The sequence below is a fragment of the Megasphaera vaginalis (ex Srinivasan et al. 2021) genome (assembly GCF_000478965.1).
GTDB lineage: Bacteria > Bacillota > Negativicutes > Veillonellales > Megasphaeraceae > Megasphaera > Megasphaera vaginalis.
On record NZ_AWXA01000043.1, the window covers coordinates 73,389 to 86,629 of the forward strand.

The 13,241-nt window shown below is 52.8% G+C and carries 10 protein-coding genes; 1 reads left to right on the forward strand and 9 read right to left on the reverse strand.

Annotation, left to right across the window (positions count from 1 at the left end; translation table 11 throughout):
- Positions 1 to 70 precede the first annotated feature (70 nt).
- From HMPREF1250_RS07875 to secA, 9 genes are all read right to left on the reverse strand, one after another.
- Positions 71 to 1,204, reverse strand: a complete 1,134-nt coding sequence (locus HMPREF1250_RS07875; RefSeq protein ID WP_023054128.1) for a S41 family peptidase — start codon at positions 1,202 to 1,204, stop codon at positions 71 to 73.
- A gap of 24 nt (positions 1,205 to 1,228) precedes the next feature.
- The gene (locus HMPREF1250_RS07880) at positions 1,229 to 2,401 is read right to left on the reverse strand and encodes a murein hydrolase activator EnvC family protein (RefSeq protein WP_023054088.1); all 1,173 of its coding nucleotides are present in this window, start codon (positions 2,399 to 2,401) and stop codon (positions 1,229 to 1,231) included.
- 3 nt (positions 2,402 to 2,404) lie between these two features.
- On the reverse strand, positions 2,405 to 3,292 hold the full coding sequence (gene ftsX / locus HMPREF1250_RS07885; RefSeq protein ID WP_036242997.1) for a permease-like cell division protein FtsX: 888 nt from the start codon (positions 3,290 to 3,292) through the stop codon (positions 2,405 to 2,407).
- Entirely contained in the window at positions 3,282 to 3,968 is a 687-nt protein-coding gene (ftsE, locus tag HMPREF1250_RS07890) for a cell division ATP-binding protein FtsE (RefSeq protein WP_023054116.1), read from the reverse strand. Before ftsE ends, ftsX begins: the two co-directional genes overlap by 11 nt.
- A gap of 26 nt (positions 3,969 to 3,994) precedes the next feature.
- On the reverse strand, positions 3,995 to 5,089 hold the full coding sequence (csaB, locus tag HMPREF1250_RS07895; RefSeq protein ID WP_023054134.1) for a polysaccharide pyruvyl transferase CsaB: 1,095 nt from the start codon (positions 5,087 to 5,089) through the stop codon (positions 3,995 to 3,997).
- The gene (locus HMPREF1250_RS07900) at positions 5,082 to 7,139 is read right to left on the reverse strand and encodes a DUF5693 family protein (RefSeq protein WP_023054075.1); all 2,058 of its coding nucleotides are present in this window, start codon (positions 7,137 to 7,139) and stop codon (positions 5,082 to 5,084) included. The genes csaB and HMPREF1250_RS07900 overlap by 8 nt, the downstream gene beginning before the upstream one ends.
- Positions 7,140 to 7,160: 21 nt before the next feature.
- Complete coding sequence (locus HMPREF1250_RS07905) at positions 7,161 to 7,844, reverse strand: DUF2993 domain-containing protein (protein ID WP_023054078.1); 684 nt, start codon at positions 7,842 to 7,844, stop codon at positions 7,161 to 7,163.
- Positions 7,841 to 8,951, reverse strand: a protein-coding gene (prfB, locus tag HMPREF1250_RS07910; RefSeq protein WP_419177286.1) for a peptide chain release factor 2 whose coding sequence is annotated in 2 segments (ribosomal slippage) — positions 7,841 to 8,893 and positions 8,895 to 8,951 — 1,110 coding nt in all. Because the reading frame shifts where the segments join, the coding sequence is not laid out codon by codon here. Before prfB ends, HMPREF1250_RS07905 begins: the two co-directional genes overlap by 4 nt.
- Before the next feature lie 78 nt (positions 8,952 to 9,029).
- Positions 9,030 to 11,489, reverse strand: a complete 2,460-nt coding sequence (gene secA, locus HMPREF1250_RS07915) for a preprotein translocase subunit SecA (protein ID WP_023054064.1) — start codon at positions 11,487 to 11,489, stop codon at positions 9,030 to 9,032.
- Between the two features lie 241 nt (positions 11,490 to 11,730).
- On the opposite strand from secA, the gene HMPREF1250_RS07920 reads away from it, so the two are divergent.
- Positions 11,731 to 13,241: DEAD/DEAH box helicase (locus HMPREF1250_RS07920; RefSeq protein ID WP_023054087.1), on the forward strand; the 1,511-nt coding region annotated here is incomplete at its 3' end.

Here is a 13,241-nt window from a genome sequence, read left to right on the forward strand (position 1 = left end):
TGTTCTCCTTCTCCAATACGCCAAAGAGACACAGCATCCATATACTATGTCTCCTGTCTGGCTGTCCTCTCTATTGTACCAATAATTCCACCGCTTTATCAAACTGATAATCGCGCGTGTCGCCGTCGCGCAATTTTACTTCCACGTCGGGCACGACGCCGACGCCGTCGATTTCTCTGCCCTTGGCCGTTTTGTACTTGGCTACGGTAAGCTTCACGGCATCACTGCCGTCAACGGGGTAAACCCCCTGCACCGTGCCTTTGCCGTACGTCTTCACGCCGACAATCGTACCGAGGCCCAAATCCTGTATATCGCCGGAAACAATTTCGGCGGCGCTGGCCGAATTCTCGTTGACCAGTACGACGAGAGGCAGGAGTTCTTCCTGTCCGTCCGTCTTCGTCACCTCTTCGGCACCGTCACGTTTCGTATACGAAACGACCGTCGTCCCGGCAGGCATGATATAGTTGGCAACAGCCGCTGCCTGATCGACCAGTCCGCCGGGATTGTTGCGCAGATCGAGGATAATGCGTTTCATCCCCTGGGACTTCAGCTTTTCATAAGTATCGCCGAATTCTTTTCCCGTATTTTCGCTGAAAGAAATGATCCGTATATAACCGATATCGCTGTCCTTCACCATTTCGCCGGCCACCGTTTTCAATTGTATCCGGCGCCGCGTCAACGTATACTCCCGTGTTTCGGCGCCGCGCAAAACGGTTAACGTCACGATGCTGTCCGCCTTGCCGCGAATTTTTTTGGATACCTCTTCCAACGGCAGTCCCGTCGTCTCGACGCCGTCAACGGCCATGATCAGATCGCCTCGCTGCAAACCGGCTTCTCCTGCAGGACTGTCATCGACGGTACCGGCGACCAGGACGCCTTTACCGCCGTCGCTGGCGGCGATATACACGCCGATGCCGGCATACGAAGCCTGCGTCTGTTCCGTAAACTGTTCCAGAACTTCACCGTCCAGATACAGGGAATGACGATCTTCCAAATCGGCCACAATCCCCTCCAGGGCTCCGGTCAAGAGTGATTCCTTATCGACGTTGCCGGCATAATACATCTCGACGATCTGAAACGTACGCAGCAACTTGATCATTCCCCACGGCGTACCGGTAAATTCATATGACAGGAGACAGAGCACCAACAGCGCGCCGGCAAAAACGGAAAGAATCCAGGCGCAGACTTTCACAAGAAATTTCATTTCCCCCTTGTCCTTTCCCCTCTTTTATAAATATCCCATCGGATCAACGGGCTCTCCGCCGGAACGCACTTCAAAATGAACGTGAGGGCCTGTGGAATTTCCCGTCGAACCGGCATAGGCAATGACCTCTCCCTTGGCAACGGACTGTCCCGCCGAAACGGCTAAGGACGAGTTATGACCGTAAACGGTCGACAACCCGTTTCCATGGTCGATAATGACGGCATTACCGTAACCGCCGAGCCAATCGGCTTCGACGACGACGCCGGCGTCAGCCGCATGAACGGGCGTCCCTTCATCGACGCCGATATCGATGCCGGAATGGAAAATAGCACGCCCGAAGATCGGGTGGTTACGATAACCGAAGGGCGATGTGATCGGCCCGTTCACCGGCCAGATAAAGACGCCGGAACCGCTGACAGCCTGGAAGGAATCGGCAGTACCGACGGCAGACGCTGCTGCGGCCCGATCGGCCTGACGCTGGCGCAGCATCGCGCCGATAGACTGCGAAGTGGCTTCCAATTCGGCCAGCGCCGCTTCTGCCGTCGCTTTGTCGGATTGCGCTTTTTCCAGCAACGCCCGCTGTTCGGCTTTCGTCTTTTCAATTTCAGCCTGTTTGGCTGCCGCATCGGCCTGCAACTGCTGCTGATGCGCCCGTTCCTCTTCCAGAACGGCTTTGGCTGCGGCAATACGGCTCCGTTCTTCCTTGATTGAAGAGATCAGCGACATGTCGGAAGAAATAACACGGCGCAATAATTCCACCCGATTAGCAAAATCATTGAAATCTTTCGCGCCGATGACGACATCAAGATAGTTGAGCTGGCCGTGCATATAAATGTCGCGCATCCGGCGGCTCAAAACGTTCTCCCGCGTCTTCAACCGCTCCTCCGCCTGAGCCATTTCCCGTTCGGCGTCGCCGATCTTTTTTTCTGTCGCCGTCAGTTCCGCCGTAATAGACTTATACGCGCTGACGGCGGCATCCAGACGCTCCTGAATGACGCGCAGTCGTTCAAAAACGTCCGTAATGACACCTTCGGCGTCGCTCTTCTTCTGCTGCTGTACCGCCATCTGGCTCTGAACATCGGAAAGTTGATTTTGAAGATCCTCATCTTCAGCCAATGACAACACCGTAGGACTCAACAAGACGGCGGCGGCAAAAAGGGCAAGAAATTTTTTCGATTTATCTGTATAGTTCATCATTACCTACACCTTCATATACCGTTTTAATGAAATTGTACTGCCTATGGCGCCGATGATCATGCTGATGAGCAAGAGCGAGCCGCCAAGCTGATAAATAAAGGGGTACATGCTGACCAGCGGCAAGAACGCCAGAGAGACGTGTACTTCCGTAAGGACGAAACGATAGAATTGAAACAACGCCATATCGGCGATCAAACCGCCGATAAACCCTAACAACAAGCCTTCAAGCAAAAAGGGCCAGCGAATAAACCAGTTTGTCGCACCGACGTATTTCATGATAGCGATTTCGCGGCGTCGCGCGAAAACGGTAAGACGGATCGTATTGGAAATGATAAAAAGCGTGGCGCAGGCCAGGAAAACGATCAGCGCAATGCCGCCCCAGCGAATAACGGTCGTGATCTGGAAGAGCTGTTCAATGATTTCCTGCGCGTAATGCGTGCTTTCGACGCCGGGAATAGCCGCGGCTTTCTCGGCCGCCTTCTTTACCGCATCGGGATTGGAAAAGGTAATTTCATATGACGTGGGCAGCGGATTTTTGCCGTCCAGTGCGTCCAAGATGCCCGGCTGATCTTTCATGCGTTCTTTTAACCGCTCCATGGCCTGATCTTTATTGGTAAACGTAATTTCCTTGACATCGGATAATTGCTTCAGCTCCTTGCCGACAGCCATGACCTGATCCGTCGTCAAGCCGTCCTTCAGGTAAACGCTGATCTGCACCTGACTTTCCAGATTTTCCGCAAAGTAATCGAGGTTGGCCGCCATCAGGGAAAAAAGCCCCAGAATAAAGAGGGCCAGCGCAACGGTTGCAATGGAGGCGACAGACATGAAGCTGTTGCGCCAAAAAGAGGTCAGCGCCTCGGAAATATAATATCGCATCGTTCTAATCTTCATCGCCGTACCCCCCTCGCTGTTCGTCGCGAACAAGGGAACCGTCAACGATTTCCAGGACGCGTTTATTCATCATGTCAACCATTTGCTTATCATGGGTGACCATGACGACAGTCGTGCCCATGTGATTGATTTTTCTGAAAATATCCATAATATCCTTTGATGTATCGGGGTCCAGATTTCCTGTCGGTTCGTCGGCAATCAGCAACAGCGGCCTGTTGACGATAGCCCGGGCGATGGCAATGCGCTGTTGTTCGCCGCCGCTGAGATTATTCGGCAGTTCGTCAGCTTTGCCGGCAAGACCGACCAGATCGAGGAGGTTGCGTACACGTTCTTTAATGATCTTCCGCGGCGTTTCGATGACCTCCATGGCAAAGGCGACATTTTCCGCCGCCGTCTTATTCGGCAGGAGTCGGAAATCTTGAAAGACGATGCCCAGCCGCCGCCGCAAATAGGGCACGCGGCTTTTTTTCAGTTTATTGACCGTCGTACCGTCAACGATGACAGAACCTTCCGTCGGCAGCTCTTCGTGCGACAGCAGCTTGATAAAGGTCGATTTACCGGCGCCGCTGGCGCCGACGACAAAGACGAATTCCCCTTTTTCGATATGCGTCGATACATGGCTGAGCGCCACGGAACCGTTGTCATAGATTTTCGATACATCATTAAAATAAATCATGAATACCCTCTTTTCAACAAATTACCTTACCCTTTCCGATGTAGGGCTTGTACGGCTAAATCGGCATTTTGCAAAGACCGGCGCCGCAAAGCGTCCAACTTTTCCTTCACTTCGCGGCGTTGCGCGCCTGCTGCCAACTTCGCCGCAGCATCGGCGACAATCGCCTCGGCCCGTATCGTGTCAACGGTACCGCAGATTTTCTCGCCGATCAGATTGATGAAACTGTCAATCTTCGGATCATAAGAAATGGCCGTAACCGGTACTCCCATCAGGGAAGCAAAAACCAGCGCGTGCAGCCGGTTGGCGATGACGACATCCATCGCCCCCAAGAGAGACATCAGCTCAGCAGCCGAATAGGCGGACTCAAGGCTGACAGCCGGACATTCCATATAGGACATAATTTCTTTTGCCGTTGCGCTGTCGGCAGGATGCTGCATCGGGATAAATACGATTTGTCCTTCGTAAAGACGGTACAGCGCGTCGGCGCTTTCGGCAAGGGCCTTTTTATACGCCGTCAGTCCCTGCCAGTCCCGCACGGCGATACCGATTTTTTTACGTCTGTCCTTTAAATTGCGGGATTGTAAAATGGCAGCGCCGATTTCCCTGTCTGCAGGCCGCATGGACAGCACGGCGTCGGCAGTCACATAAATCGGCGGCGCCGTGACGCCCATTACTTCCAGTTCAGTCTGCGAATCGGCATCGCGGACGCCGATCATCTGCGCCTTCTGCAAAACCGAACGAACCGCCTTTCTGGCCCGTGGTCTGGTGACGGGACCGATGCCCTGGGCATAAAGCATGACCGGTTTGCCGAAAAACTCAGCCAGCCTGATAATGAACAAATAGTAGTAAATGCTTCTGGCGCTGGTCACATCCTGCAGCAGGCTGCCGCCGCCGCTGATCAGTATCTGGCAGGAACGGACGGCCGCAACGATACCTGGCAGATTGAACCGATGCACCGTCCGAACCTGATGATTGGCGCCGGTCATGGCGGGATTTCCGCTAATGACGGTAATTTCGGCATCAGAAATATATTCGCGAAGAGAGGTGACCAACGCAGACAGCATCGCCTCGTCACCGGCATTGGCAAAACCGTAATACCCGGAAATGACGATCTTAGTCACCCTTGGACAACTCCTTTCTCAACCATGTCGTACTATATTGCAATATGGCAACGGCAACAATCAAGAGTATGCCGAGGATCATGCCCGTCACCCACCCGTTTACGCCTCTGATAAAGGACATCAAAAACGGCGTCCGTATATGCGCAAAGGTTTCCACCATGGAACCGACGCCGATGACGGAAGCCAGAACCAGAAAGAAATGAAGCAACTGCGGCCATTTGCGATAAATCGCCGCGACGAGCAGGAAAAACGCCGGATGGCCGATGAGAAATTCCTTTTCCCGCGGTCGCGCGTACATGACATTTTCCAAAAAGCGGCGCATAACCACTTCGGCGCCGGGAACGGGAACGCCTGCCGTATGACCGCTGCGGCCGATAAAAATGTAAGCGGCGGCACCGAAAAAAGCGAGCAAAAGCAAGGTGCTCATCCGAATCGGCACGGCCAGGAAATCTTTCGCAAAGGAAATAAAGTCCTGCGGCGACGCCAACGTATGCCCCATGAGCGGGAAACGGCGTAAATATCCCCAGGCAGCCAACACGATAGGCAGCAGGAAGGTCAGCTTGACGCCGCGATAAAAATCGAATTCCAAGAAAAAGCGTATATTACCGAGCATAGCGGCAATAAAGAAACCGCCGATCATGGCGACGGCGACTGCCGCCGTCAGACCGAGAACGCCGTCACGAATGACCTTGGCATACGAAGCCTGACGTACCAGCTTCTTGCGGCTGAACCAATCGAGAAGCAGCAAGATAGCGGCAGTCGGCGCCGTTACGGCACAGCCGATGGCCATTATTTGCAGAAAGAGCGCGCCCTTGGCAAGAAAGGCGCCGCCGCAACCGGCAAGACAGGCCAACGCCGTGAGAAGATAATTTTTTCTGTCCGCGAGCGGCACAAGGAGATTAAAGGTAAAGAGAAAACCGCAGGCCGCAGCTGCCGCAGTCAGCGCCAACAGCACCCGTTCGGGATAATAGACGGGCAGGACGGACGCTTTACCGAGAGAATAACCGCGTTCTCCCAACTTGTCCGATACCTGTTTGATATAATCCAGGTTCGTCTGCGTCAAATTCATGCCGTGCAGCGGTTTCTTGTAAAGGGGATAGAGATTTACGCGCACATTTCGTTCAAGATCACTGATATAATAACGCATAGCCGCCTCTTCGGGCGACACCTTTTCCAGTTCTTCCTTACTCATGGCGTAGACGCGGGCCGTACGGTATCCCAGAAGTTCCGCCAACTCGTACATGCCGTCCTGCGTATTGTACTGAAGTTGCGTGACCGATTCGATCATGTAAAAGGGATAATTCCCCCGCTTCATCTGCGCCGCCGTAGCTTCCAACATATCTTCGCGCTTTTCTTCCTGCGCCGTATATCCCATGACCTCTTTGCCGACGAACATGATACCCGAAATGTCGGGTATCGTACGGGCGCGATCGAAGAAGGCCTGCACCTGACCGGCTGCGGCGTTGCTGTAATTAGTCGGCCGCAGGACAACATGGAATCCGGTTGCGGCGATTGCTTTCGCATCGGCCGAAAGAATACCGAGATTCATTTCGCCCAAAGCGGGCATGACGCCGCGCAGACCGGCAATTCGATATCGATCATTGGCAAGCACCTGCACCTTGTCGCCGCCGAGACGCAACGCAAGATCCTGCACAAGTTCATCAAAATACGGATCCCGTTCATTGAGAGGCTTGCCGATCAGATAGTAGTCATACTGCAAATCGCCGATCCCGAACTGAGGATAATACAATTGGCACCCGAGACGGGTAATCAACGAAACCTCGCCGCGCTGCGTCAGCTTATTCAACGTCGCATCGTAAATCGCAAAACTCGTGATCCCCGCGTCCCGGCACAAGGCCAGTGTCTGTTCCAGATCATAGCCGTCGCTTTTTCCCATTGACACGACGGCATCATAATCCATGACCTGTTCGATCGTCATGTTTTCTTCTTCCACCTGATAGCGGGAAAAACACAGCCAAAGAGAGAGTAAAAAGCCGACCGCTATGATTGCCGTAAGAACCAGGAGACTTCGTTTGTTGTTGATTGCCATTATCTTCACCTTATTCATATCTTACTTGATACTGCCGTAGATCCGCAGCAGTCCATCTTCCATGACAACGCGGTCCGCTTTGATTCCCAACGGAAAATCGCTAAAATTATATACTTCTATTTTTTTCATACTGTCGTTTTGATACGCCATTCCCATTGCGCTGATCCGAACATCGCGCGGAACAAAACAGAGACTGTCGCCGACAACAGCAAATTGACCGGCCATATCAACAGAGGCTGTCAACAAGCCTCCGAGCTTGATTTTGCCGGTCACATGCACACCGTCGTCTGCAAAATCAACAGAAACGTCGGAAAGATTTTCGACCCTTTCCGTCAGAAAACGGCGTAAATCGTCACTGCCGACTGACGCCGAAACCGTTCCCGATCCGGCTTGAAGCAAGCGGAACCGCCCGTCCAAAAGCGACCGTATCGGACTGAAACGAACATCGCGAAGATCACAGTCGAACGAACGGAACGAAAGCCTGCCGTCTGCAAAGGAATCGCTGTGAATCGTGACAGCGTCAAGATCGCCGAAAAGCACCTTGATGCCGGGGTCGGCCTTGACGCGGACGGCACCCGGTTCAAGATTCAGGCGCTGTCCCAACGAATAATATATTCCCCGTTCCGCCATTTGCGGACCGCCATATTCGGCGGCGGCGCCGATACCGGCCAGTAAGAGAAGAAAAACAATTATTTTTTTGATCATATTTCCTGTCGATTTAACTTTCTGTCTTTTTCCTGATGCAGGAAGCCTTCCATAAAGGCTTCCAAATCACCGTCCATAACGGCCTGAACATTTCCTGTTTCCACATTGGTCCGATGATCCTTAACCAGATTGTAAGGATGAAAAACATAGGAACGAATCTGACTGCCCCATTCAATCGCTTGGTGAGCGCCGCCGATCTCGGCTTTCAGCTGAGCCTGCTTTTCCTGTTCCAGCTCAAATAACCTGGCCCGCAAATACTTCATGCACATTTCCCGGTTCTGTACCTGTGACCGTTCGTTTTGACATTGGACGACAATCCCTGTCGGCAAATGCGTCATGCGCACGGCGGAACTCGTCTTGTTGACGTGCTGTCCGCCGGCGCCGGAAGCGCGGAAATAATCGACGCGGACGTCATCCATATTGATCTCGACTTCCACATCGTCAGGCAGCTCGGGCATGACGTCGACGGCGGTAAAGGATGTGTGTCTTCTGGCTGCGGCGTCGAAGGGAGAAATGCGCACCAAACGATGCACGCCTTTTTCCGACTTCAAATACCCGTACGCATATTCGCCTTCCACTGTGAACGCGGCGCTCTTAACGCCGGCTTCATCGCCGGGCTGCATGTCGATAATCGTCAGATGGTAACCGTTTTGTTCGGCCCAGCGCGTATACATGCGCACCAACATCTGCGTCCAATCCTGCGCCTCCGTACCGCCGGCGCCGGCGTGAAAAGTCACGATGGCGTTACAGCGATCGTATTCATCGGACAGAAGAAGTAAAACTTCCCGCTTTTCAATTTCTTTCAAAACGCCGTCATACTGGGTTTCAATGTCGCCGGCCAAGGACGTATCGCCGTCTTCCATCGCCATTTCCAGATAATCGCTCAAATCGACGGCTTTCTGTACCAGCGCTTCATGGCCTTCCACTTCCGTTTTTAACGCCGTCGCTTCCTGCGAGATCGACCTCGCTTTATCGGGATCGTCCCAAAAAGACGGATCGCTCATCAGCATATCATATTCCATAATGCGTTCTTTTTTGCGAGCGAGGTTAAAGTGAATCCCCGATTTCCTGTATGCGTTGTTGTAAGTCTTCTATCGGTTTTTTCATTTCTTCCAATAACACAAGATCACCATCTTTCGTTTTACCAATAAGTTAATAAATTATGCGTTTTTTTCTCCTGCCAAACTAGTCCTGCGGTCTTTCGCTTTCAGCGGCCAGCGCCGGATTTTCCGGCACGTCCCGATGAACTTCCTTAGCTCCCTGCAAATGGTCTTCTGCCTGCGGAATCGGCCGGTTGAAAGTTACCTGCACGTGATAAAGGAAGGTAATGACCGTCCGCTTGATGGAATCGACCATTTCTTCAAACATTTCATAAGCTTCGAATTTATATTCGACCAAAGGATTTTTCTGGCCGTAAGCACGCAAGTTGATGCCTTCTTTTAAAGCATCCATGGCATCCAGATGTTCCATCCATTTACTGTCGACGACACGCAGCATAATCGCCTTTTCCAATTCGCGCATCGTTTGCGCGCCGATTTCTTCTTCTCGAGAATCATACAGATCGACGGCGATCTTTTTCAGCTTATCCTGGACTTCTACGCGGCTGAGGTTTTCCAGTTCTTCGACCGTAACGGTTCCGCGAGGCACGAAATACTGCTCCATCTGCGCCAGAAGACCGGCAAAATCCCATTCTTCGGGATACAGCTTCTCATTGGCATATCGCGCCAAGCCGTCCAAAATGATATCGTCAACCATCGTCAGGATCGTGTCCTTCAGCGATTCGGCGACCAATACTTCGCGACGCTGTCCGTAGAGAACTTCACGTTGCTGATTCATGACATCGTCATATTCGAGAACATATTTACGGATCTCAAAGTTGTGCGCTTCCACTTTTTTCTGCGCTTTTTCAATGGAGCGGGAAATCATGGCATGTTCGATCGGCTCATCTTCTTCCATGCCGAGCTTATCCATAAATTTGGAGATGTTTTCGGAACCGAAGATCCGCATCAGATCATCTTCCAGGGAAAGATAGAATTTCGTGAGCCCCGGATCACCCTGACGGCCGGCGCGGCCGCGCAGCTGGTTGTCAATACGGCGGCTTTCATGCCGTTCCGTACCGATGATCATCAAGCCGCCCAGATCGGGCACGCCTGCGCCCAGCTTGATATCCGTGCCGCGGCCGGCCATATTCGTCGCGATGGTGACCGTATTCATCTGCCCGGCATTTTTGATGATTTCCGCTTCCTTCTCATGATACTTGGCATTCAGCACATTATGTACGATATTTTCCTGTTTCAGCATGGTGCTTAAAATTTCCGACTGATTAATCGAAGTCGTACCGACCAAAATCGGCTGTCCCGTCGCGTGACAGCGGACGATTTCGCGGACAACGGCACGGTACTTGGCGTTCTTCGTCTTATAAATGACATCGGGCAAATCCTTGCGGAGAGACGGCTTGTTCGTCGGAACGACATAGACGTCGAGCTTATAGATCTTGTTGAATTCTTCTTCTTCCGTTTTCGCCGTACCGGTCATGCCGGACAGTTTCCGATACATGCGGAAGTAGTTTTGGAAAGTGATCGTGGCCAACGTCTTGCTTTCGCCCTGAACTTTAACGTTTTCTTTCGCTTCAATCGACTGGTGCAGGCCGTCGCTGAAACGGCGGCCGAACATCAGTCGTCCCGTAAATTCATCGACAATGACGATTTCTCCATTCTTGACGACGTAGTCCTTATCGCGGTGCATCATGAAATTGGCACGCAGCGCCTGGATGACCAGGTGATTCAATTCCAGATGGTCATTATCGAACATGTTCGTTATGCCGAGCATTTTTTCTATTTTGACGACGCCTTCGTCTGTCGGCGCAATGGTTTTTTGCTTTTCGTCCATCGTGTAATCTTCCGGCGCCAGCCGCTTGACGATAGCCGCCAAGGTGCTGTACAGCTCCGTAGATTTTTCACCGGGACCCGAAATGATCAGCGGCGTCCGCGCCTCATCGATAAGGATGCTGTCCACTTCATCGACGATACAGTAGTTCAGCGGCCGTTGAACCATCTGATCCTTGCTGATGACCATATTGTCACGCAAATAATCGAAGCCGAACTCATTATTCGTACCGTAGGTGATATCGGAATTATAGGCGCGGCGCCGCTGTTCGTAATCCAGATCATGGACGATCAGGCCGACGGAAAGCCCGAGAAAACGGTATATCTGTCCCATTTCCTCACTGTCGCGAGTAGCCAGATAGTCGTTGACCGTGACGACATGCACGCCCTTTCCGGACAAAGCGTTTAAATATACCGGAGCCGTCGCTACCAATGTCTTCCCTTCGCCGGTCCTCATTTCGGCGATATCGCCGCGGTGCAATACGATACCGCCCAGGAGCTGCACATCAAAATGACGCATGCCCAACACACGGCGCGACGCTTCACGGATAACGGCAAAGGCCTCCGGCAAAAGATCATCCAAGGTCTCGCCGTCGGCAAGACGCTTTTTGAATTCAAATGTCTTGGCTTGCAGCGACGCATCGCTGAGCGATGCCAGCGTCGGTTCCAACTCGTTGATCTGTCGCACAATGGGGCGCATCTTTTTCAATTCATATTCGGTATTGTTCCCGAGCAATCGCTGTATAAATCTGTTGAACACGTGTAAAGACCTCCCGTAATTGTCTGTGACCATATATTTTATATCAATTATACAGTATACACCCTCAACAATATAAATTGCAATATCTGACTGACAGGCATGGTTACGCCGCCTGCCGCGCCGCACACGGACGAATCTCTTCCCGGAGCGGCAATTTGTCGCGGAATCGGCCGGACGAAACGGTGGTTTACTATACTGAGCTGTGGTATAATAAATAAGTTATATTATTGAGGAGGTATACATGTTAGAAAAATTCCAAGAATTACAAGTAAGTGACTTTATCATCCGCGCATTGAACGAAATGGGGTTTGAAGAACCGACGCCGATACAGGCCGGCTCCATTCCTACAGCGCTTTCCGGCAGGGATATGATCGGCCAGGCACAGACGGGTACCGGAAAAACGGCGGCTTACGGGATCCCCGTCCTGGAAAAGATACTCGCCGCGCCGGAGAGCACGGAACTGCAGGCAATCATCCTTTCTCCGACGCGTGAACTGGCCATGCAGGTAGCAGAAGAAATCAACCATCTGGCGCAATTTACATCGATCCAGGCGCTGCCTATCTACGGCGGCCAGGATATAGAACGGCAACTGCGCCGTCTGCGCAAGAATCCGCAGATCGTCGTCGCCACGCCGGGGCGTCTGATCGACCACATGAAGCGCGGTACTATTCGGCTGAATGCGATCTCTTCCATTGTCCTTGATGAAGCCGACGAAATGCTCGATATGGGTTTTATCGATGACATTAACCTGATTATGTCCGCTACGCCGGAAACGCGGCAAACGCTCCTGTTCTCGGCCACGATGCCGAAGCCGATCCAGACGCTGGCCGAAACGTTCCTGCACGATCCGGAAATCGTCCGCATGAAGGCCAAAGAGGTAACGATCGATCTTATCAATCAATCGTATATTGAAGTTCCCGATCGCCAAAAATTCGACATTCTCTGTCGCCTGCTCGACTTACAGGAACCGGATCTGGCCATCATCTTCGTCCGTACCAAACGCCGCGTCGACGAAGTATCGGAAGGGCTGAAAAAGCGCGGCTATTCCGCCGAAGGCATCCACGGCGACTTGACCCAGGCGAAACGGGACACCGTCATCCGCCAGTTCCGTGAAAAGACGATCGATATCCTCGTCGCCACGGACGTCGCCGCCCGCGGCTTGGATATCAGCGGCGTTACGCACGTGTTCAACTACGACCTGCCGCAGGATCCGGAAAGCTACGTCCACCGCGTCGGCCGAACAGGGCGCGCCGGCAACAGCGGCGAAGCGACGACCTTCGTCATTCCTCGCGAAATCGATCATCTCCGCGCCATTGAACGCCTGATCAAACGCCGCATCGAACGCCGCAAAGCGCCTTCCTTCTCGGAAGCCCTCGAAGGCGCGCAGCAAGCCGCCATCCGCAGTCTGGCGGCAGCCGCGGAAGACGGCGCGGGCAATGCGTACAGAGCCACGGCGGAAGAACTGCTCTCTCATTACGATTCCGTCGCGCTGGTCGCGTCTGCCATCAAGTTGCTGACAAAGGAACCGGATACGACGCCGGTAACCATTACGGAAGAGGCTCCGCTCCGCGTGCGCCGCGACAGAAAACAGGGCGGCGGCAAACGGAACCATACAGGGCGGCGCCCAGGCGCCGGCGAACACCGTGACGGCAAAGGAGAAAAACACGGTGCCGGCAAATTCGGCAAAGGCGAAGGAAAGAAAGAACGAACGACGCAGCACCGGTCGGAACACAAAGATAAAAAAGAGAAGAA